Genomic DNA, 21231 nt, shown 5'->3' with positions numbered 1-21231 from the left:
AGCACCGCAACGTCGGCGCTTGAAGGCACCGTCACAGAACTGCGGCGCAACCGGGCAACAATGGCTGAAACCGGACAGGGAACAAATCTTCCCGTTCAAAGCGGCTGCCGATTTTGGTCAGCTTGACCAGCATCTGCGGCTGATCTGGCGAACCGATCGCGGCTATGAGCTTACCGCCCGACACCAGTCGCTCGGCAAAGGTGCGCGGCATTTCTTCAAAAGCCGCCGTGACCAGGATCCTGTCAAAGGTCCCCTCCTGGGCAGACCGCTCCTGCCCGTCACGGGTCTCGACGACAATGTTTGAAAAACCAAGATGGGAAAAGCGCTGCGCGGCAAGCTTGGAAAGCGTTCGGTAACGGTCAATCGTCACAACGCGTTCGACAATCCTCGAGATCACCGCCGCGGTAAAGCCTGAGCCGGTGCCCACTTCGAGCACCCGTTGCCCGGGTTCAAGCTCAAGCAGGTGAAGCATCTTCAGCGCAAGATCGGCGCCTTCCATGGACTCGCCGCATTCAATCGGGATGGTACGGGGCGCGTAAGCCTGATCCACAAAGGCCGGAGGTGCAAACAGGCTCCGCGGCGTCTGCTCAACAGCCAACAGCATCTGCTTGTCGGACACGCCATCGGCTCTCAGCCTGAGAACCAGTGCTGCAAACCCTTCCTTCTCGCTCAGATTGCTTCTCAATCCAGCGCCTCCACGATGCGCTGCTGGACTTCGTAATCGGTCAGATCGAGTTTGAGCGGCGTAACAGACGTCCTGTTTTCCATTATCGCGGCAAGATCTGTTCCCGGCACATGCTCGGTCGTGTTGTGCGAAAAGCGCAGCCAGTAATAGGGAAAGCCACGTGCGTCCTCACGCCGGTCAAGATCGATGCCATGGACGAGTTTGCCCTGGGCCGTCACAACGGTGCCGTCGATATCGTCTGGCGCACAATAGGGAAAATTCACATTCAGGAACGTACCTGCCGGCAAATCGATACCGATCAGTTTGGCAAGCAGCTCCGGTGCCGCCGCCTCGCTTGTTTCCCAGGGCACCACCCGCCCCTCCGACCAGCGGTAGGCCTGACTGAGCGCGATCGAGCGAATTCCAAGCAGCGTTCCTTCAATGGCGCCTGCAACGGTCCCCGAATAGGTGATGCCGTCGGCAATATTGACACCGGCATTCACGCCCGAAAGGATCAAGTCCGGCGGGCTTTCCATAAGGTCGCGCACGCCCATAATGACACAATCGGTCGGCGTGCCCCTAAGGGCAAAATGCCGATCAGAAATCTGCCTCAGCCTCAAGGGTTCCGAAAGCGTCAGCGAATGCGCCAGACCGCTTTGATCCGTTTCCGGCGCGACAACCCAGATGTCGTCGGAGAACTGCCTTGCGACACGTTCGAGAACGGCCAGTCCCTCGGCATGTACTCCATCATCATTGGTCAGCAATATCCGCATGGCGCCGTAACTTTCACATCCAATCAGTCAGCGCGTTCGATGCGCGTTATGCCGCCCATATAGGGCAGCAACGCATCCGGAACGCTCACCGAGCCGTCTTCGTTGAGATAATTCTCCATAATAGCGATCAGCGCCCGTCCGACGGCAACGCCGGAACCGTTCAGCGTATGCACAAACTGCACGCCCTTCTCGCCGGATCTGCGGAAGCGCGCGTTCATCCGGCGCGCCTGGAAATCCCCGCACACCGAACAGGACGAGATTTCGCGGTAAGTGTCCTGCCCGGGCAGCCAGGCCTCGATGTCATAGGTCTTGCGTGCGCCAAAGCCCATATCCCCGGTACACAGGACCACCACGCGATAGTGTAGCCCCAGACGTTTCAGCACCTCTTCCGCGCAGGACGTCATACGCTCAAGCTCGTCGAGCGAGCTTTCCGGATCGGTTATGGAAACCAGTTCCACCTTGTTGAACTGGTGCTGGCGCAGCATGCCGCGCGTATCCCGCCCGGCCGATCCGGCTTCCGATCTGAAACAGGGCGTCAACGCGGTAAAGCGCAACGGCAGGCGATCGTGATCGAATATTTCTTCGCGAACCAGATTGGTCAGCGACACCTCGGCAGTTGGAATGAGCCAGCGGCCATCCGTCGTGTGAAACAGGTCTTCGGCAAATTTAGGCAATTGCCCGGTGCCGAAGACCGCTTCATCGCGAACCAGCAGAGGCGGCTGAACTTCCGTATAGCCGTGCTCGCCGGTATGCATGTCGAGCATAAACTGGCCAAGCGCCCGCTCAAGCCTGGCGAGCTGACCGCGCAGAACCACGAAACGGCTGCCGGCAATCCGCGACGCCAATTCGAAATCCATCTGCCCAAGCGCTTCACCGATTTCGAAATGTTCTATCGCCTTGTGGTTCCAACCCGGTTTTGTGCCGACCTTGCGAACTTCCACATTGTCGTCTTCATCCGCACCTTCCGGCACGTCGTCCAAAGGCATGTTGGGAATGGTGGACAGCGCCACTTCCAGGCGTGAATCGAGCGCCCGGACCTCTTCTTCAGCGCTCTGCAATGCCGATTTCAGTTCCGCAACCTCCGCCTTCAGCCTGTCGGCGGTCTCCTGATCCTTGCGCCCCATCGCGGCGCCGATCTCCTTTGATGCAGCATTGCGCCGTGACTGCATGTCCTGCAGTTTTTGAACGCGTTCACGACGCTCTTCGTCAATTCGGATGATCTCGGCCGAGACTGCCGCCGCATCACGTTTTGCGAGAGCGGCGTCCAGAGCCGCAGCATTTTCACGTATCCATTTGATATCAAGCATGGTCTTTGCCCGAAGCGAGTTAAAAACATATGCGGTCCCGGCTATAAACCCGGGAACCCAATCCTGGGAAGCAGGTGTCTACGACGACGCCTTTTCCTCTGTGGAGGAGTCCTCTTCCTCGTCCTGAGACACGGCATCAGCACGCCGCCGCTCAATGAGTCGGGCTGCATAGATGGCAATCTCGTAGAGAAGGATCGTAGGAAGCGCAAGGCCGATCTGGCTGGCGGGATCAGGCGGTGTCAGGATGGCCGCGGCGACGAAGGCCGCAACAATCGCATATTTACGTTTCGAGGCCAGACCGTCGGCCGTTACCAGCCCGACCCTGGCAAGCAGCGTCGTGACCACGGGAAGCTGGAACACCAGCCCGAAGGCGAAAATCAGCGTCATGATCAGATCGAGATATTCAGAGACCTTCGGAAGTAGCTCGATCGCCACCTGTCCGCCACCGGCGGGCTGCTCCATGGCAAGGAAGAACCAGAGTACCATGGGCGTAAAGAACAAATAGACCAGCGCACCGCCAATCAGAAACAGGATCGGCGAGGCGATCAGGAACGGCATGAAAGCCGACCGTTCATTCTTGTAGAGACCCGGAGCCACAAACTTGTAGATCTGCGCCGCGATCATCGGGAACGCGATGATCAGGCCGCCGAACATCGCAATTTTGATCTGCGTGAAAAAGAATTCCTGAGGCGCGGTGTAGATCAATTCGATTTGCCGGTCTTCAAGGCCCGCCCATTCGACAGCCCACGAAAACGGAATGACAAGCAGATTGAACAACTGCTTGGCAAAGAAAAAGCAAACCAGAAACGCAACAAAAAACGCACCCACCGCCCAGAGCAGGCGTTGGCGCAGCTCAATCAGATGAGCCATCAGCGGCTGAGCAGTGTCTTCAAGTTCCTCAGTGGTCACGCGGCATCCCCGCTGCTCTTGGCAGATTTGGCGCTGGCCCGGGGCTTACGAGTACTCGTTTTAGCTGTGGCCTTTTCTGCCGCCGGCTTCTTTGCCGTCGGTTTTTTGGTCGCTGATTGCGCTTTGGCGGCACCGTTGGCTTTCGTTGCCGGTTGGCGGGCAGTTGTTTTTCGTGCTGCCGGTTTCTTCTTTGAGGCGGTCTGCGATTGCGAAGTTTTGGCCTGTGCCGCAGCAGCCGGTTTTTTCGCCGCTGGCTTCGTAGTCGTTGAAGTCTTTCCAGTCGACGCCGACGCCGGACCACTGCTCGATTCAACCGGATCCTTCATGGCCTTGTCGAGATCGGCCTTGATCTCGTTTCCGGCATCCCTGATCGGGTCAACGACGTCCTTCAGAATGCTTTTCGGATTGAGGCCCTTGGCTTCATTCAAGACATCCTTGACGTCGTCGAGCTCAGCTTCCTTCAACGCTTCATCGAACTGGCTGCGGAACTCGCCCGCCATGGAACGCAACTTGCGGGTCGTGCGCCCGAAAGTGCGCAGCATTGCCGGCAGGTCTTTTGGCCCGACGACAATGATCAACACCATCGCGACAAGCAGCAGTTCGGGCCAGCCTAAATCCAACATAGATGCCACTCCCCGCAGCGTGAACTGCGGTCACAATGCATATTAAGAAAACAGATTGTTCGGCGCGAAAGCCGATCAGCTCTTTTCGGTCTTCTCGTCTGCCTTGTGCTCAACTGTCTTTGCCGTATCCGTAGGCTCTTCTTCACCCATTCCCTTGCGGAAATTCTTGATGCCTTTGGCGACGTCACCCATTAGCTCGGGTATCTTGCCCCGACCAAACAGCAAAAGCACAACGACCAAAACGATCAGCCAGTGCCAAATGCTAAAACTACCCATTACTGTGTCTCCCTGAGGATATATGTCTGATTTAGGTTGTTTCTAACCACTTTCAAACACCATTATGTCACGGTCGTTAACGCAAAGCATCACCTCACGCAATCCCGACTTGAGCAAGCCTGCCCTTATTCTTGACTGAACAACCTGTTCGGTACCGGGGATAGCAAGTCCCAATTGCTCGACAACACCGAGAAAACGGCGGAACACGATGCGGGCCGGAATATCTCCCTCATCTTCGCGCACCTCCACACTCGGCAGCCGGATCGCAACGGCAACTCGGGCGCCGTTCCGCGCATCTCCTGCACCGAAGTTGCCAAGCGGCGTCGAAACCCTGCCATCCGAAACCGTTGCATGAAACACGTTGAGCTCAGAGAAGAACGCGGCGGCAAAAAGATCGACGGGCCGGTAATACAGATCTTCCGCCGTGCCGATCTGAACCAAACGGCCTTCATTGAGAAGGGCAATCCGGTCAGCCATCCGCATGGCCTCTTCGGCATCATGCGTCACCATGAGAGCGGTCGCACGGGTTTCGCGCAAAATGGCGAGGGTCTCGTCGCGAACGGTGTCCTTGAGGCGCGAATCCAGACCGGAAAACGGCTCATCCATCAAAAGGACCGACGGCCGTGGCGCAAGCGCCCGCGCAAGGGCGACCCGCTGTTGTTCGCCGCCGGACAGCGCATGCGGGTACTGCTCGGCATATTGCGCAAGCCCAACCCGTTCGAGTGCTGCCATCGCTTCCTTTTTGGATTCCGCTTCCGACAGCGCGTTCAATCCGAAGCGCACATTCTCAAAAACGCTCATATGCGGAAACAACGCGAAGTCCTGAAACATCATACCGACGCCACGACGCTCCGGCGGAACGAAGACACCAGGTCCCGACATCTCCTGCCCATTCAGCAGGATGCGCCCTTCCCGCGGAAGCTCAAGTCCCGCCGCAAGACGAAGCAGTGTCGTTTTCCCGGACCCCGATGGCCCCAGCAAACACAGCAACTCACCCGGCTCCGCATGCAACGAAACACCGTCCACCGTGAACTGGCCGTGATAATCGTGCCGGATGCCGTCAAACGCCAACTCGGCGGCGATGGTCACGCCAGCGCTCGGCTGAGGACGGGACTGTGCGGAGGCTAGAGTCAAGGAACGCCTTCAGTGTGGATCAAACTCCGCTACTAGTCGTCTTCTTCACCCATCGGTGTCAAGAGGCCGAGCTCCTCAAGATCAGCCTGTGTGATCGGGTCTTCGTCCTCAAGAAGGTCGTCATTGGCCGGCGGAACGGGAACCTGGAAGTTCGACGGAATGCGCGAAGAAAGAAGCCCTGCTCCTTTCAGTTCCTCGACACCTGGAAGATCGCGCAGTTCCTCCAGCCCGAAATGGTCCAGGAAATCCAGCGTTGTTCCATAGGTCACCGGCCGTCCGGGAGTCTTGCGGCGGCCGCGCATTCTGATCCAGCCGGATTCGAGCAGAACATCCAGCGTGCCACGCGATGTCGCAACCCCCCTGATTTCTTCGATCTCGGCGCGTGTGACAGGTTGATGGTAGGCGATAATCGCCAATACCTCGAGCGCGGCCCGCGACAATTTGCGCACGTCGACCTGATCGCGGTGAATGAGAAAGGAAAGGTCCGCCGCTGTGCGGAACGCCCAATTGTTGTCCACGCGCAGCAGATTGACACCACGCAGACTGTAAAACGCTGCAAGGCGCTTCATGACGGAACGGACGTCGGTGCCTTCCGGCAACTTTTCGGCGATCACGCTTTCCGGCACCGGCTCGGCTGAAGCAAAGACCAGCGCTTCAGCGATCCGTTCAGCCTCCAGCAGTGCGCGCCTTACCGCGTCGTCACCGTCTTCGCCAGCCGGTGTCACAGTCGCATCCTTGTCGAACGGCACCACATTGGCCTGCGTTCCTTCCGCCATCTAGGCCGTCTCCTCTTTATTGTCCTTTTTGTCCGCGTCCTGACCGCGCCGGAGGTAAATCGGTGCGAACGGTACGTCCTGCCGCATCTCAAGACGTCCCTCGCGCACCATTTCCAGAGAGGCGGCAAAAGAACTGGCAATAGCCGTTGCCCGTTCTTCCGGATCGGACAGATATCTGACGAGAAAGTGATCGAGCGCCGTCCATTCATGCAACTCGCCGATCATGCGTTGCAGGATCACCCGCGCATCGCCCAGCGACCAGACACGGCGCTTGGATATCGTGACCTGGGTCACCGACTGGCGCTGGCGCAGTCCGGAATAGGCATTCAGTAGATCATAAAGCGTGGCCTCGAATTCCGACGTGCGCTGGATAACCACCGGTTCCGGATCTCCGCGCACAAACACATCCCGGCCAACCCGGTTGCGGTTGACGAGCCGCGTCGCCGCATCGCGCATCGCTTCAAGCCGCTTGAGACGAAATGCCAGCTGCGCCGCCATCTCTTCGCCGGTCGGCTCGTCTCCATCCGCCTTTTGCGGAATGAGCAGCTTTGATTTCAGGAAGGCCAGCCATGCCGCCATCACCAGATAGTCCGCTGCAAGCTCCAGCCTCAAACGTCGCGCGCTGTCGATAAAGGTCAGATATTGTTCGGCAAGAGAAAGCACCGAAATCCGCGCCAGATCGACTTTCTGGGTGCGTGCAAGGTGCAGCAGCAGATCAAGCGGCCCTTCAAAGCCATCAATATCAATTACCAGAGCCGGTTCGCTGAGCCCGCGTTCCGTGCCCGCAGCATTTTCCCACAGCTTGTCCATCGGGGCTTTCGACCCCTGCGGTTTCTGCTGCTCGCGTAACGCATTCGCCATAATATCAGGTCCTCAAACCAGAGGGCTCTTCTTACCCATGATGCCGGCAAACTCAGCCCGCAATGCTTCTTCGTCAGCTTTCTCTCCCGCACCGAAAAGCGAAAGGACGTGTTGTGCCCTTCGTGCTGATGCACCATCAAGGTCCGGACTGTGGGCGCTGACCTCCACCATCTCTTCCATCACACCGTTACAGTGAAGCACTACATCGCATCCGGCCCCGAATATTGCATCGGTCTTGGAAGCAAAATCCCCAGAAAGTGCCTTCATGGACAGGTCATCTGACATCAGCAGCCCGTTAAAACCTATTTTTTTACGAATGACGTCCTCGATGATGACCGGTGACGAGGTTGACGGGCGATCGGGATCGATTTTGGAAAACATCACATGGGCCGTCATGGCCATCGGTGCATCCGCCAGCTTCTTAAACGGAACGAAATCGCTAGTCTCAAGGTCCTCCGGTTCCGCATCGACGACGGGCATGTGAAGATGGCTGTCGACCGTTGCCCGTCCGTGTCCGGGCATATGCTTTATGACGGGAAGCACACCGCCTGCGGTCAGACCGTCCATTGCCTGACGCCCCAGGGCTGCGACTGCCTCGGGCTCTTTGCAAAAAGCCCGGTTTCCGATCACGTCATGACCGCCATCCATTGGCACGTCGAGAACAGGCAGACAATCAACATTGATACCAAATCCCGAAAGATCATGCGCATGCAGCCGGCCCATCAGCCAGGCGGCGCGCAATCCATCAGCCTCACTGGATCGGTAGACATCTCCGATTGCCGAGGCAGGCGGATAGTCCGGGACAAGTGGCGGCTTTATCCGCTGAACGCGTCCACCCTCCTGATCAATAAGAACCGGCGCATCGGTACGCCCCACGCACTCGCGCATCGACGCCACCAGGTCGATGACCTGTTGTCTTTCGTGGATGTTGCGAGCGAACAGGATGAAGCCCCAAGGGCGTTCCGCCCTGAAGAAGGACCTTTCTTCATCCGTAAGCGTTAATCCGCCGCATCCAAGGATCATCGCTTTTGATTCGGCCATGGACGAATCATACACCGCCGCAGCGCAAAGCACAGCCCGCTATTTCATTGCTGGTTTGCGAGTAAAAACCCGGGCTCGCCGCACCTCTAACGTGCGACGAAACAGCTACCGCCTGCGGCTTTGTAACGCGAACACAGGTTGTTTGCATCGTCCTTCGACCCCGCCGGGATGCGCACGCGATAAAACACACCGCGGTTCGGTATGTCGGCCCGCTGAAAATCAACGCCCCGTCCACCGATAATCGATGCATAGCGCTGCGACAGGTTCTCATAGGATGCGCGCGCAGCCGCCTCGGACGGCTGCGAGGAAATCTGCATCATATAACCACCTGGATTTGCAGCCGGTGGACTTCCAGCCAGATTTCCCCGTTCGGTCACAGCCTCAACGATGGTTACAGGCTGCTCCGACGGCCGGGTGGCCGGGACCGGCGCACCGGACTGCGTGCCTGTCGCTGTCGCTGCTTGGGTTTGCGTAGCGCCAGTGGCTGGCGAAGCCTGTTCCACCGCCGGCTTACCCGATGGCAACGGCAACGCACCGGAATCGCGCAGATTGTCGTCGATCGGCGGCAGGGCAGCGACTTCATTGGCAGGCGCTGACGACGTGCCAACCGAACTTGTCGCCGTCGCGGGTGTTTGCGTCTGGGTTGAGGCTGTCTGTTGTCCGCCGGCACTCTGTGAATTGGCGGACTGTGCACTCGCATCAGAAGATGTGGCAGGAGATACCGAAGGGACTGTCTGTGTGGACACAGTCGCCGTTTGCTCCGCAGGCTCCGGCGCTTCACGTGCAACGATCGTGCCGTCAGGCCTGACAATCAGCGTCCGCACCTTACGCGGCGCAACGCCTGCTGCGCTACCGTCGGCAGCTGTGGGATCCGGATCGAGCGATTCGCTCGCCGTCAGCCTCTCCTCGACTTTAACGGATGGCTCTTGCGTCGTCGCGCGTCCTTCGAGAGGCAATGTCTCCGGGTCCAGTGTCCGCTGAACCACATCAACCGGCTCTTCCGTGGTCGTCACCAGACTCTGCTCGGCTGCTCCCGATGTTTCGTTTCCAGCAACTCTGTCGTAGACGGCAAGGTCTTGATTCGGCACGGTTTTGCCGCCCGGATCTTCGGGCTTGACCTTTACCGGGTCATTATCAGCCGAGATGACGGGTGGCTCGCCCGACCCGCCGGTGCTGCCAAGGCTGGAATTCCACCAGTAGAAACCGCCGCCTCCGACGACCGCGATCACCAGAACGACGATAGCAGCCACCATTCCGCGCCGACCGCCCTGCTCTTCACCGGCTTCCTGGTATTCCGGAGCCGCGAGGTCATCAACGGAAAAGTCGTCGTCGCCCGGGAATTCGTCCGGGTCATAACCGTCGTCATAACCGCCCAATTCGGGATCATCGTAGCCATTATTTACAGCAGAAAGGTTGCCGGTGTCGTAGTCATCATCAAATCCGTCCAGAGCCGCCGGCTCCAGGTCGACATTGTCGTGCAGCTGCGAGGTATCCTCATAGCTCTGCGCGGTTTGCCGGTTGGCGGACGCGGCAGTTACCGGTTCGGGCCCGGACAGCATGTCGAGTTCGTCTTCCAAAGGCAGCCCGAAATTGCCCTCATTCGGGTCCTGCACGACATCCGCTCCATCGTCGTAATCGGGTACCGCAAAGTCTGACATGGCTTCCGGCGTGGCATCTGTCTCGGCAATGTCCGCAGGATCGAAAGGCATGTCGGGAACATCTGCAACCGCCTCTGATGCTTGCGCTTCAACCTCCGCCATTTCGGCCAGAAGCATATCCGTCAGGCTACCGCCTTCATCGACGGGCTCATCCGTCTTTGTCGCTTCGAGATCGCGTTGCAGGCGATCATAGGCTTGCTTGAGATCATCGCTCTCGGAAATCGTCTCCAGCGAATCGGTCGACGCCTGCGGCATACGCACGGCTTCAGGCGCAGCTGCGGCGACAGGCTGTTCCGGTTCGAGCGGTACGGCAACCGGTTCAGGCTCGACCACCGGCTCCTGTACGGGAACCGGTTCGGGCTTGCGTGCATCGCCTTCAAGAGCAGAAAATGCAGCCTGCAATTCCGCCTCAAGACTGGTCATCTGTGTTGTGGCGCCACCAGACGTCGCATGCGGCCATGCACCCGCTTTCTCAGACACTTGTCCGGTCTCCGGTTCCGGCTGCATAGGCATGACCATGTCGTTTGCGCGCTTGGAGCTGGTCGTCTGGATTTCCTCCTGCACCTGCTCAAACGGCGCATCAGGTACCTGCGTATCAGGCGTTGCCTGGTCTTCGCTCGCCACATCGATTTCGAGTTCGCGCATCAACTCCGCCTCAAGGTCGAACCCCGAGTCTGCATGCCCGTCATCGCTGCTGTCCGCAGCGTTTCTTCCCTCGTCATCAAATCCCACGATACGCGCCAATTCGGCAAGGGGATCGTCATCTTTGCGATCCGCCTCCGCCGGCTGGCGCGTTTCAGAAATTCGGTTGTCGGCCATTCCGTCCACTCGTGCACATTGAGCGTAGCTTAATGCCAGTACATTGTGGGCAAAAGGTGACGCTCAACGCATCTCCGCCGGGGCATTCGTACCGGTTATCGTAAGCCCCGATTTGAGCACCGTAGCGACAGCCCTAACCAGCCCCAATCTGGCCATGCTCAATTTTGGTTTCGTCTCGTTTACAAACCGCAGTTCCGGCTTTTCCTTCCCCCTGTTCCAGTGTGCATGGAACGCACTTGCCACATCATACAGATAAAACACGATCTTATGCGGTTCGTGAGTTGCTGCAGCACTTTCCACGATCCTGGGGAATTCCGCAAGTTTTGCAACCAGCTGAATTTCGAACGCGTCAGAAATCAGATTGTCCACAGCCGAAGAAAGGTCTGCCGCTTCAAGGTCAACCTGCGGAAAAACCTCCGCAGCTTGGCGAAAAATGGAGTGACAGCGCGCATGGGCGTACTGCACATAGAACACCGGATTGTCCTTCGATTGTTCCGTCACTTTGGCAAAATCGAAATCCAGCGGTTCGGAGTTTTTGCGGTAAAGCATCATGAATCGGACCGAATCACGCCCCACCTCGTCGACCACATCGCGCAGCGTCACGAAGTCTCCCGACCGCTTCGACATCCGGACCGGTTCGCCGTCGCGGTAGAGCTTGACCAACTGACACAAAAGCGCGGTCAATTTCGCCTCACCGTCGGACACTGCCTTCGCCACGGCCTCCATCCGTTTGACATAGCCGCCATGATCGGCGCCCAGCACATAGATCATTTCCTCAAAGCCGCGTTCGAACTTGTCATGGAAATAGGCCACGTCAGCGGCAAAATAGGTGTAAGAGCCATCTGACTTGATGAGCGGCCGGTCAATATCGTCGCCGACATCAGTCGACTTGAAAAGCGTCTGCTCGCGATCTTCCCAATCTTCCGGGCGCTGGCCCTTCGGCGGCGGCAGCTTGCCCTTGTAGACGTGGCCCTTAAAGGTCAGTTCATTGATGGCTTCACGGATTGCCTTGGCCCCATTGGCATGCAGCTGGCGCTCGGAATAGAACACTTCGTGCTCAACATTGAGCGCAACAAGATCTCCCCGGATGATCTTCATCATCGCATCGATCGCCCGGTCCTTGACGAGCGGCAGCCACTCGTCCTCGGTCATGCCGCGCAGCTTTGAGCCGAATTCTTCCGCAAGTTCCCTGCCCAGAGGAACGAGATAGTCTCCGGGATAAAGACCTGAAGGAATCTCGCCAATATCATCGCCCAGCGCTTCCCGGTAACGCAGGAAAACAGAGCGCGCCAGAGTGTCTATCTGGGAACCGGCATCGTTGATGTAATATTCCTTTGTCACGTCGTAACCGACAAATGACAGCAGATTAGCCAGCGTGTCACCGACGACTGCACCGCGGCAGTGTCCGACATGCATCGGCCCGGTAGGATTGGCCGATACATACTCCACATTGATCTTGGCGCCGGCGCCGATATCGCTGCGGCCGTATTCGTCCCCGGCTGCAATGATAGCCGACAAGGTGCGCTGCCAATAGGCCGGCGAAAGCTTCATATTGATGAAGCCCGGCCCGGCAACGCTGATGCTTTCAATGTCCTCGTCACGTTCCAGGACGCCGGAAATCTCCGCCGCAAGCTCGCGTGGATTGGTGCCGAGAGACTTGGCGAGCACCATGGCTGCGTTGGTTGCCACATCACCGTGGCTCGGATCACGGGGCGGCTCTACGGCCACACGCTGCAGGTTAACAGCATCACTCTGCGCGCGAATCCGTTCCAGTGATTCAAGTGCAACTAAAACTCGACCTTCAAAGTCTTTGAAAAGATTCATCTTTGTTCGCCCGGGAAAGACAGCAGCGGGGATATAGGTGATATCCCGGCCTGCGGAAGTTGCCGCTGACTAACGCAAATCCGGTGTCTGGTCAAACAAGGCGCGATGCTGACGGATGGCGAAATTATCGGTCATGCCCGCAAGATAGTCCGCAACACGGCGCGCGATCCCGCCCTCATCGAATCGGGTGACCCCCTCGGTCCAGACGCCTCCCATCAACGCGGGGTCGGCCACATAGGCATTGAACAGATCGCGCACGATGCTTGCGGCCTGTTCGCGCACGCGCATGACATCCGCATGCCGGTAAAGATTGGCGTAAAGGAACGATTTGATGGTCCGGTCGGCGTTCCGTAGTGCGGGCGAAAACTGCGCGAAGGACCGGTCAGCAGCGCGAACATCATCCGCATTTTGCGGCTTCAACTCGGCAATATTGCCCTGGGCAACGGTTATGACATCTTCAACCATGAGGGTGATCTGCCGGCGCATGACTTCATGGATCATCCGGCTTTCCTCAAGGTCCTGATATCTGCCGCGAGCATCAGCCAGAAGATCGTTGAGGAAAGGCACATCCTCCAGCATATCGAGTTTCAACAGGCCGCTGCGCAGCCCGTCGTCGATATCGTGCGTATTATAGGCGATGTCGTCGGCAATTGCAGCGACCTGCGCCTCAAGGCTCGCGAATGTCGAAAGCTGAAGATCCTGGCTTGAGCAATAGTCCAGTATCGGCTGCGGCACAGGGCCATTGAGACCTTTGCCCGCCCGGTCCGTCAGCGGCCCGTTGTGTTTGACAAGCCCCTCAAGGCTCTCCCATGTCAGGTTCAGTCCGTCGAAATCGGCATAACGGCGCTCAAGCTGGGTCACGACACGCAGGGACTGGGCATTGTGGTCGAAGCCACCGTGGTCCTGCAGCAGTTCATCAAGCGCATCTTCCCCGGTGTGGCCGAACGGCGTATGGCCGAAATCGTGCACAAGAGCCACGCCCTCCGCCAGATCCTCGTCCAGCTTCAATGCACGCGCCAGCGCACGGGCGATCTGCGCCACTTCGATCGTGTGGGTCAGGCGCGTACGAAAATGATCGCCCTCATGGGCAACGAAGACCTGGGTTTTGTGCTTCAGTCGGCGAAACGCGGTTGTGTGAATGATACGGTCCCGGTCGCGTTGAAATTCGGAACGCGTCCGGCTCGAATCCTCCGCAAAGAGCCGCCCTCTGCTCTGGTTCGGATCACTTGCCCATGCTGCGCGTGCACCGGTTCCGAAACCGAGCGCACCCTCGTCCAATGCCATAGATCCGCCTTCCCCGTTGACGCGGCATGTTGTTATTCATACCTATAGGGTAATCGTGTTCAATCACAATCTCTCCGGGCCTTGAACCCGGCCAGAAGGTGAAAAGATGGAAAAAAATGAGGTAAGGCTGTCCGATGCGGCAGCAAGCCGGATCGCTCAAATACTGGCTTCAGAAGATGGAAAGTCGGCACTTCGCGTCTCCGTCGAGGGCGGTGGCTGTTCCGGGTTCTCCTACAAGTTCGACCTTGCCGACCAGGCGGGCGACGACGATTTGGTGCTTGAAAAGGGCGATGCGCGCGTTCTGATCGATTCGCTTTCGCTTGTTTATATGGGTGGTTCTGAAATCGATTTTGTCGATAACCTGATGGGTCAGTCCTTTCAGATCAACAATCCGAACGCCGTCGCATCATGCGGTTGCGGGACAAGCTTCACGATCTGACGGACCCGCCATGAAGATTACCAGTTGGAACATCAACGGGATCAAGGCGCGCCTTGATAACCTCGTCAGCTGGCTCTCCGAGAGCCAACCGGATATCGCCTGTCTTCAGGAAATCAAATCCGTCGATGAGAATTTTCCGCGACTGGAAATCGAAGCGCTCGGTTATCATGTCGAAACCCACGGGCAAAAGGGTTTTAACGGCGTCGCCCTTTTGTCCAAGCAGAAACCTGACGAGATCAACCGGGGCCTGCCACTCCTGTCGCCATCCGATGAGGCAGACGAACAGGCCCGTTTCATTGAGGGTGTGTTTTCTGTCGATGGCGGCGTCTTGCGGGTCGTCTCGCTCTACCTGCCCAACGGCAATCCGGTGGATACGCAAAAGTTCCCCTATAAGCTCGACTGGATGAATCGGCTCGAAAAGTGGGCGGCCGGTCGTCTGGCGCTTGAAGAACCACTGGTGCTTGCCGGAGACTACAATGTCATTCCGCAACCCTTCGACTGCCATGATCCGTCGGTGTGGGAAGGTGACGCCCTCTTCCGTGACGAAACACGGTCCGCGTTCCGAAGGCTGGAAAATCTCGGATTTACCGATACGATCCGCAACACAACAGATGCGGACAAGGTCTACACATTCTGGGATTACCAGGCCGGTGCCTGGCCCAAGAATAACGGCATTCGCATCGACCATCTCCTTTTGTCGCCCGAAGCTGCGGATCGGCTGACATCGGCTGACATCGAAAAACACGTGCGTGGTTGGGAAAAACCGTCAGACCATGTGCCCGTTGTCGCGAATTTGGGTTTCCAGCCGGCCTAGAACCCGACAAACCGCCCAACACCAGACTTGTAAAACGCCTTACCGACGCGTGCCCGGCTTGCGGAAGGCCGTGTTCGGGTGCATCATGAGCCATGGCTATGCAGAACCACATAGGGTCGGCGGACAGCCGTGAAGGCCTCGCACACAAGCGTTATCTGTTGGCCGCTGCCTGCGCCGGGATTGTTGCTTCGGTTTTTTTGACTGCCGTGCCGGCATCAGCGGGCGACGGCACAGATTGCAATTGCGTTGCCAATGGCGAACGCATCGAGCTGGGCAAGCTCCACTGCATCAAAGCCGCCTCGGGCAAAGAGTTTCTGGCGCGTTGCGAACGGGTCCTCAACAACACGTCCTGGAAACGTTTGCAGGAGGGCTGCCCGAGCGTCGTCAACTGGTCACCGATGCCCGACAAACCGTTAAGCTGATTTGGCAACGGCTGAAATCCGCCGGTGTTGTTGAGATTAGTTCTTGCCCTTTGTGAGCATATCCTCGGCAAGCGCAATCGCCGTCCTGCGATCGGCCTCTTCTGCGACCGAGAAGGCCTGCTCCTGCATGTCCCGGATCCAGCCGCGGTCGGCAGCTGGAGCCCGCTCAAGCGCCACGGTCATATAGGCAAGACCGCGAACGGTGTGACCTTCCTGGAAGATGGCGTCGCCGAACAAGGCCGATGCACCCGGATGGCCCGACTGGCGTGCACGGTTCAGCCATTTCTTTGCCTGCCGCAAATTTGAGTTGCCGCCTTCTCCCAGCAACATCATGCGGCCGAGCTGGAACTGCGCTTCGGGAATGCCGAATGCGGAGGCCGCCTGAAAATAAAGCTGACGCGCCTGAGCCGGATCGGCTTTGACCGGACTGTCCGGAATTCCTCTGCGGTAATAACTTGCTAGCGAAACAAGCGCGTTGACGAAGTAACCCGTTTCGCTGGAACCGGGCTCGACACCCTCACGCGCAATCCGGTCATAGATCTTGAACGCCTCGTAGTCATTCTCGACAACACCGTCACCGGCTGCATACATGTTTGCAAGCGCCCAGCGCGCACCCGGGTGGCCTTGCTCGGCTGCGTGCCTGTATGCCTCGACGGCATCGTCCTTCTTGCCCTTCTTGTAGGCAGAAAAGCCGAACTTGAACAAAACAAGCGGGCCGGACTTTTCGTTAACGCCCGCATCCGGATCGAACGCCATGGCGCTTCCGGCAAAGCCGAAAGTCAGGACCATCATGCAGGCAAAGACACGCCCGGCAGTCAAACTAGATATCTGCATAACACTGTTTTTCTTTTGCTCCACCCGGATGTGTCACAGCGCCCTCGCGTGCCGTTCCGACAGTTTGAGCGTATTTCCACAATACACCGGATGTGTAATCCGTTTCACGCGGCTGCCAGCCCTCGCGCCTTTTGGCCAGCTCCTCATCACTCAGGCGCACATCGATCGTGCCCTCGACGGCGTTGATATCGATGATATCGCCATCCTTGAGTAGACCGATTGGCCCGCCAACGGCAGCCTCCGGCCCCACATGTCCGATACAGAATCCACGGGTAGCGCCCGAAAACCTGCCATCGGTGATAAGCGCGACTTTGTCGCCAACGCCCTGGCCATAAAGCGCCGCGGTCGTTGCGAGCATTTCACGCATTCCGGGCCCACCCTTCGGACCCTCATATCGAATGACCAGCACCTCACCTTCCTTGTAGTCTCGGTTGGTGACGGCCTCGAAACATTCTTCCTCAGAATCAAAACAACGCGCCGGTCCGGAAAACACCTGATTGGCCATTCCAGCTACTTTCACAATCGCGCCTTCGGGAGCAAGATTGCCTTTCAGCCCGACAACACCACCCGTTTCGGTAATCGGGTCGTTTGCCGCGCGAACGACATCCTGCTTATCGTTCCATTCTACATATTCCATGTTTTCGGCAATTGTGCGGCCGGTCACCGTCATACAATCACCGTGCAGATATCCATGGTCGAGCAGTGTCTTCATCAAGAGCGGAATGCCGCCTGCCTCGAACATGTCCTTTGCGACATATCTGCCGCCGGGCTTCAGATCCGCGATGTAAGGTGTCTTGCGGAAAATTTCCGCCACGTCGAACAGATCGAATTCAATGCCGCATTCATGGGCAATCGCCGGAAGATGGAGAGCCGCATTGGTCGAGCCACCCGAGGCGGCGACAACAGCAGCGGCATTTTCCAACGCCTCGCGTGTAACGATGTCGCGCGGGCGTATATTTTTCGCAATCAACTCCATGATTTTTTCACCGGATGCATAACAGAACCGGTCACGAATCTCATAGGGAGCCGGCGCACCGCACGAATAAGGCAGAGCCAGTCCGATTGCTTCGGCGACCGTTGCCATCGTGTTCGCCGTGAACTGCGCGCCGCAGGATCCGGCTGACGGACAGGCAACCTGCTCGATCTCAGCAAGATCCTCGTCCGACATATCGCCGACGGAATGCTGACCGACGGCTTCAAAAACATCCTGCACCGTAATCTCGCGGCCGCGGAAATTGCCCGGCAGGATCGACCCGCCATAGATAAAGATGGACGGCACGTTCAGCCGCACCATCGACATCATCATGCCCGGCAGGGACTTGTCGCAACCAGCCAGACCGACGATGGCGTCGTAACAGTGGCCGCGCATTGTAAGTTCAACAGAATCTGCGATGACATCGCGGGAAACCAGCGACGATTTCATGCCCTGGTGACCCATCGCGATGCCGTCGGTCACGGTGATGGTGCAGAACTCGCGTGGCGTACCGTTTGCAGCAGCCACGCCCTTCTTGACGACCTGCGCCTGGCGCATCAGCGCAATGTTGCACGGTGCAGCCTCGTTCCAGCAACTGGCGACGCCGACCAATGGCTGCGCAATTTCCTTGGACGACAGCCCCATCGCGTAAAGATATGAGCGGTGCGGCGCACGCGCCGGCCCTACCGTTGTATAGCGGCTGGGGAGCTTAGATTTGTCAATCGATTTGGCGTCCATAAAATTCCTCAGTATGCAAAACGTGTATTCGCATAAACCGGGCACACTTTAGCTACACGACGGATGCAACCGGTTTGTGGCGGCAAATTGACCACCGCTCGTTCCAGCGGTCATAGCAAACCTTTGACAAAAAAGTGTTGCCAATTCGTCACATAGAGGAGTCACGTGGTGATTCTGGATCAAAAAGTAAAGGTGCGGGCAAGCCGGCCACACAAAACGTGTAATGACCGGCCTGAATTGCAGTCAGCCAGCCTCTGTGATGTTGGCCAAAGCCGATGACAGTTTTTCGTGCTGTCTTTCAAGATCGCGCAACCGTCCCCTCTCCGCCTCGACGACATCTGGACGGGCATTTGCCACAAACTTCTCGTTCTGAAGTTTCTTGGCAACCTTCGCCTTGTCGTCCGAGACCTTTGCGAGCGCCTTTTGCAGCCGTGCCTTTTCAACATCGATATCGATCAGCGTTCCCAGCGGCAGGCAATAGGTCGCCTCGCCAACGACAATCTGCGCGCTCCCCTTCGGCGGATTTTGTTCGAGAATCACATCGTCAACACGGGCGAGCCGCTTGATGGCCGGATCGTGACGCAGAAGGCGCATCGGCGTTTTGTCCCGCGCACCCACAACAACAAGCGGGGAAACGGCGGAAGGCGGCACATTCATTTCAGAGCGCACGGAGCGGAGCTCAGAAATCACATCAACCAGCCAGTTGATCTCCTCGGCAGCCTCTTCGTTCCGGTAACCGGCGGCAGGCCACCGTTCATGACACAGCAGACCCTTGCGACCGGGGGTCTGATCCCACAGTTCTTCGGTCATGAAGGGCATGAAGGGATGAAGCAATTTGTAGACCTCATCCAGAACATAGGCGCCACAGGCTTGCGCCTCCTTCTTCTGATGCTCGTTTTCGCCGCTGAAAACCGGCTTGAGCAACTCCAGGTACCAGTCGCAGAACTGGTTCCACACAAACCGGTAGGCTGCCGCCGCCGCCTCGTTAAAGCGAAAACTCTCGATCCCTGAAGTAACGTCCTCTATGGTGCGGGAAAGCTCGGTCAGTATCCATTGGTTAATGGTCAGTTCGACGCTTGAAGGATCGAACCCTTCCTTGCGCGCAACGCCGTTCATCTCGGCAAACCGGGCCGCGTTCCACAATTTTGTTCCGAAATTCCGGTAACCGGCGACCCTTTGCGTATCCAGTTTCACGTCGCGTCCCTGAGCCGCCATGATGGCCAGGGTAAAGCGCAGCGCGTCTGCGCCGTATTCATCCATCAGTTCCAACGGATCGATAACATTGCCCTTGGATTTGGACATCTTTGCGCCGTTCTTATCGCGGACAAGCGCATGGACATAAACGGTGTGAAACGGTTCAAGCGGCGTGCCGCTGTCGTCCTTCATGAAATGAAGGCCCATCATCATCATCCGGGCAACCCAGAAGAAGATGATATCGAAACCGGTCACCAGCACATCGGTCTGATAATAATGTTTGAGTTCAGGCGTTTGTTCAGGCCAGCCGAGCGTTGAAAACGGCCACAGGGCCGATGAAAACCACGTATCGAGGACATCCTCGTCGCGGGTCAACTCAACGCTCTTTCCGTAATACTTGTGGGCTTCGGCCAGAGCTTCATCCTCGGTACGCTCTACAAAGACCGTGCCGTCGGGGCCGTACCAGGCCGGAATCTGGTGCCCCCACCACAATTGCCGGGAGATACACCAGGGCTGGATGTTTTCCATCCACTCGAAATAGGTCTTTTCCCAGTTCTTCGGTACAAAGGCGGTTCGGCCCTCGCGAACCGAAGCAATGGCCGGCGCGGCCAGGACTTCGGCATTCACGTACCACTGGTCCGTCAGGTAAGGCTCGATCGGCACGCCGCCACGGTCCCCATGCGGCACCATGTGCTTGTGCGCCTCAACCTTCTCCAGAAGGCCGAGCTCTTCCATACGCTCGACGATCTTCTTGCGGACTGCGAACCGCTCCACGCCGTCATAGGCTTCAAGGGTCTGCGCCAGCTCGTCGCTCTGCGGCAAACCTTCAAGAAAATCTTCATTGCCCTTCAGGGTGATATGCCCGTCGCGCGTCATGATATTGACCGCGCGAAGCCCCGCCCTTTTGCCGACGTCGAAATCGTTGAAATCATGAGCCGGCGTCATCTTGACGGCGCCCGTTCCAGCTTCGGGATCAGGATATTCGTCCGCGACAATCGGCATGCGGCGACCAACCAGAGGCAAAACCACATGTTTTCCGACGATCGATTTGTAACGTTCGTCGTCGGGGTGGACGGCAACACCGGTGTCGCCAAGCATGGTTTCCGGCCTCGTGGTGGCAACAACGAGATAGGGTCGCGTCTCCCAGGCTGTCGGCTTGCCATCATCATCAAATTCAACAGGATGCTCGTAAGTGACGCCATCCTCCAGAGGATACCGGAAATGCCACAAATGCCCCTTGGTATCGACCTGCTCGACCTCAAGATCTGATATGGCGGTGTTCAGCTTCGGGTCCCAGTTGACGAGCCTCTTGTCCTTGTAGATCAGGCCCTCCTTGTAGAGCGTGACAAAAACCTCAAGAACAGCTTTTGAAAGCCCGTCATCCATCGTGAAGCGTTCACGTGACCAGTCGCAGGATGCGCCAAGACGGCGGAGCTGGTTGAAGATGGCGCCGCCCGACTCGTCCTTCCACTCCCAGACCCGTTCGATGAACTTTTCCCGGCCAAGGGTACGCCGGTGTTCCTGCCTCTCCATGAGTTGACGCTCGACAACCATCTGGGTTGCGATGCCGGCATGGTCCATTCCAGGCTGCCACAGAACGTCCTTGCCGCGCATGCGTTCAAAACGCACCAGGATATCCTGCAAGGTATTGTTCAGCGCGTGCCCCATATGAAGCGAACCGGTCACGTTGGGCGGAGGGATCACGATGCAATAGGAATCGGCATCGTCTTTCGCCCCGGCACCTGCCTTGAAGGCACCGGCTTCTTCCCACTTTTGGGCTATCTTCGGCTCGCTTTGAGCGGCATTGTAGTTTTTTTCAAGCATGTGACCGGTCATCTGTCTGGGAATATCGCAGTGCGGTGTACCTT

19 protein-coding genes are annotated in these 21231 nt (G+C 57.7%); 3 read left to right on the top strand and 16 right to left on the bottom strand.

The genetic code is table 11. The annotated features are described in order from the left end of the window. Window positions 1-31: 31 nt before the first annotated feature. The 13 genes from OQ273_RS07365 to OQ273_RS07305 form a co-directional block, all read right to left on the bottom strand. Window positions 32-685: a protein-L-isoaspartate(D-aspartate) O-methyltransferase gene (locus tag OQ273_RS07365; RefSeq protein WP_267989815.1), complete on the bottom strand. Its 654-nt coding sequence runs from the start codon at window positions 683-685 to the stop codon at window positions 32-34. Next, complete coding sequence (surE, locus tag OQ273_RS07360; RefSeq protein WP_267989814.1) at window positions 682-1437, bottom strand: 5'/3'-nucleotidase SurE; 756 nt, start codon at window positions 1435-1437, stop codon at window positions 682-684. The genes OQ273_RS07365 and surE overlap by 4 nt, the downstream gene beginning before the upstream one ends. Before the next feature lie 23 nt (window positions 1438-1460). Further along, the gene (serS, locus tag OQ273_RS07355; protein WP_267989813.1) at window positions 1461-2744 is read right to left on the bottom strand and encodes a serine--tRNA ligase; all 1284 of its coding nucleotides are present in this window, start codon (window positions 2742-2744) and stop codon (window positions 1461-1463) included. A 78-nt stretch (window positions 2745-2822) separates the two neighbouring features. Next, entirely contained in the window at window positions 2823-3614 is a 792-nt protein-coding gene (tatC, locus tag OQ273_RS07350) for a twin-arginine translocase subunit TatC (protein ID WP_267993047.1), read from the bottom strand. Between the two features lie 35 nt (window positions 3615-3649). Continuing rightward, window positions 3650-4276, bottom strand: a complete 627-nt coding sequence (gene tatB, locus OQ273_RS07345) for a Sec-independent protein translocase protein TatB (protein ID WP_267989812.1) — start codon at window positions 4274-4276, stop codon at window positions 3650-3652. Window positions 4277-4351: 75 nt separating this feature from the next. Next, window positions 4352-4552: a twin-arginine translocase TatA/TatE family subunit gene (locus OQ273_RS07340; RefSeq protein ID WP_267989811.1), complete on the bottom strand. Its 201-nt coding sequence runs from the start codon at window positions 4550-4552 to the stop codon at window positions 4352-4354. A gap of 42 nt (window positions 4553-4594) precedes the next feature. Beyond that, window positions 4595-5686, bottom strand: a complete 1092-nt coding sequence (locus OQ273_RS07335) for an ABC transporter ATP-binding protein (RefSeq protein ID WP_267989810.1) — start codon at window positions 5684-5686, stop codon at window positions 4595-4597. 32 nt (window positions 5687-5718) lie between these two features. Then, window positions 5719-6462 (bottom strand): SMC-Scp complex subunit ScpB, encoded by a 744-nt coding sequence (gene scpB / locus OQ273_RS07330; protein WP_267989809.1) that lies wholly within the window; start codon window positions 6460-6462, stop codon window positions 5719-5721. Further along, window positions 6463-7323 carry a segregation and condensation protein A gene (locus tag OQ273_RS07325; protein ID WP_267989808.1) on the bottom strand — a complete coding sequence of 287 codons (861 nt, stop codon included), beginning with the start codon at window positions 7321-7323 and terminating at the stop codon, window positions 6463-6465. It abuts the gene before it with no gap. Between the two features lie 12 nt (window positions 7324-7335). Then, complete coding sequence (gene nagZ, locus OQ273_RS07320) at window positions 7336-8364, bottom strand: beta-N-acetylhexosaminidase (RefSeq protein WP_267989807.1); 1029 nt, start codon at window positions 8362-8364, stop codon at window positions 7336-7338. A gap of 86 nt (window positions 8365-8450) precedes the next feature. Then, on the bottom strand, window positions 8451-10841 hold the full coding sequence (locus tag OQ273_RS07315; protein ID WP_267989806.1) for an SPOR domain-containing protein: 2391 nt from the start codon (window positions 10839-10841) through the stop codon (window positions 8451-8453). Window positions 10842-10904: 63 nt separating this feature from the next. Beyond that, window positions 10905-12665 (bottom strand): arginine--tRNA ligase, encoded by a 1761-nt coding sequence (argS, locus tag OQ273_RS07310; RefSeq protein WP_267989805.1) that lies wholly within the window; start codon window positions 12663-12665, stop codon window positions 10905-10907. A gap of 69 nt (window positions 12666-12734) precedes the next feature. Next, on the bottom strand, window positions 12735-13949 hold the full coding sequence (locus tag OQ273_RS07305) for a deoxyguanosinetriphosphate triphosphohydrolase (RefSeq protein ID WP_267989804.1): 1215 nt from the start codon (window positions 13947-13949) through the stop codon (window positions 12735-12737). Between the two features lie 106 nt (window positions 13950-14055). On the opposite strand from OQ273_RS07305, the gene erpA reads away from it, so the two are divergent. The 3 genes from erpA to OQ273_RS07290 all read left to right on the top strand — a co-directional run bounded on the left by erpA (window position 14056) and on the right by OQ273_RS07290 (window position 15624). Beyond that, a complete protein-coding gene (gene erpA, locus OQ273_RS07300; protein ID WP_267989803.1) occupies window positions 14056-14388 on the top strand; it encodes an iron-sulfur cluster insertion protein ErpA in 333 nt (110 codons plus the stop codon). A 10-nt stretch (window positions 14389-14398) separates the two neighbouring features. Next, the gene (gene xth / locus OQ273_RS07295; protein ID WP_267989802.1) at window positions 14399-15202 is read left to right on the top strand and encodes an exodeoxyribonuclease III; all 804 of its coding nucleotides are present in this window, start codon (window positions 14399-14401) and stop codon (window positions 15200-15202) included. Between the two features lie 98 nt (window positions 15203-15300). Then, entirely contained in the window at window positions 15301-15624 is a 324-nt protein-coding gene (locus tag OQ273_RS07290) for a hypothetical protein (RefSeq protein ID WP_267989801.1), read from the top strand. Between the two features lie 36 nt (window positions 15625-15660). On the opposite strand, the gene OQ273_RS07285 is transcribed toward OQ273_RS07290, so the two are convergent. The 3 genes from OQ273_RS07285 to OQ273_RS07275 form a co-directional block, all read right to left on the bottom strand. Then, window positions 15661-16416 carry a tetratricopeptide repeat protein gene (locus OQ273_RS07285; protein ID WP_267993046.1) on the bottom strand — a complete coding sequence of 252 codons (756 nt, stop codon included), beginning with the start codon at window positions 16414-16416 and terminating at the stop codon, window positions 15661-15663. A gap of 28 nt (window positions 16417-16444) precedes the next feature. Next, the gene (gene ilvD / locus OQ273_RS07280; protein WP_267989800.1) at window positions 16445-18169 is read right to left on the bottom strand and encodes a dihydroxy-acid dehydratase; all 1725 of its coding nucleotides are present in this window, start codon (window positions 18167-18169) and stop codon (window positions 16445-16447) included. A gap of 243 nt (window positions 18170-18412) precedes the next feature. After that, the gene (locus OQ273_RS07275) at window positions 18413-21187 is read right to left on the bottom strand and encodes a valine--tRNA ligase (protein WP_267993045.1); all 2775 of its coding nucleotides are present in this window, start codon (window positions 21185-21187) and stop codon (window positions 18413-18415) included. Window positions 21188-21231: the final 44 nt, after the last annotated feature.

The organism is Hoeflea prorocentri, from assembly GCF_027944115.1.
Lineage (GTDB): Bacteria > Pseudomonadota > Alphaproteobacteria > Rhizobiales > Rhizobiaceae > Hoeflea_A > Hoeflea_A prorocentri.
The sequence above is the reverse complement of the archived record's forward strand: the minus strand, read 5'-3'. Positions and strand labels throughout refer to the sequence as shown.

Bases quoted from the DNA above. Each gene is read 5' to 3' on its own strand.
- surE (WP_267989814.1), bottom strand. From the start codon at position 1,437: ATGCGGATATTGCTGACCAATGATGATGGAGTACATGCCGAGGGACTG.
- serS (WP_267989813.1), bottom strand. From the start codon at position 2,744: ATGCTTGATATCAAATGGATACGTGAAAATGCTGCGGCTCTGGACGCC.
- tatC (WP_267993047.1), bottom strand. From the start codon at position 3,614: ATGGCTCATCTGATTGAGCTGCGCCAACGCCTGCTCTGGGCGGTGGGT.
- tatB (WP_267989812.1), bottom strand. From the start codon at position 4,276: ATGTTGGATTTAGGCTGGCCCGAACTGCTGCTTGTCGCGATGGTGTTG.
- OQ273_RS07340 (WP_267989811.1), bottom strand. From the start codon at position 4,552: ATGGGTAGTTTTAGCATTTGGCACTGGCTGATCGTTTTGGTCGTTGTG.
- scpB (WP_267989809.1), bottom strand. From the start codon at position 6,462: ATGGCGGAAGGAACGCAGGCCAATGTGGTGCCGTTCGACAAGGATGCG.
- OQ273_RS07325 (WP_267989808.1), bottom strand. From the start codon at position 7,323: ATGGCGAATGCGTTACGCGAGCAGCAGAAACCGCAGGGGTCGAAAGCC.
- nagZ (WP_267989807.1), bottom strand. From the start codon at position 8,364: ATGGCCGAATCAAAAGCGATGATCCTTGGATGCGGCGGATTAACGCTT.
- OQ273_RS07315 (WP_267989806.1), bottom strand. From the start codon at position 10,841: ATGGCCGACAACCGAATTTCTGAAACGCGCCAGCCGGCGGAGGCGGAT.
- argS (WP_267989805.1), bottom strand. From the start codon at position 12,665: ATGAATCTTTTCAAAGACTTTGAAGGTCGAGTTTTAGTTGCACTTGAA.
- OQ273_RS07305 (WP_267989804.1), bottom strand. From the start codon at position 13,949: ATGGCATTGGACGAGGGTGCGCTCGGTTTCGGAACCGGTGCACGCGCA.
- erpA (WP_267989803.1), top strand. From the start codon at position 14,056: ATGGAAAAAAATGAGGTAAGGCTGTCCGATGCGGCAGCAAGCCGGATC.
- xth (WP_267989802.1), top strand. From the start codon at position 14,399: ATGAAGATTACCAGTTGGAACATCAACGGGATCAAGGCGCGCCTTGAT.
- OQ273_RS07290 (WP_267989801.1), top strand. From the start codon at position 15,301: ATGCAGAACCACATAGGGTCGGCGGACAGCCGTGAAGGCCTCGCACAC.
- OQ273_RS07285 (WP_267993046.1), bottom strand. From the start codon at position 16,416: ATGATGGTCCTGACTTTCGGCTTTGCCGGAAGCGCCATGGCGTTCGAT.
- ilvD (WP_267989800.1), bottom strand. From the start codon at position 18,169: ATGGACGCCAAATCGATTGACAAATCTAAGCTCCCCAGCCGCTATACA.
- OQ273_RS07275 (WP_267993045.1), bottom strand. From the start codon at position 21,187: ATGCTTGAAAAAAACTACAATGCCGCTCAAAGCGAGCCGAAGATAGCC.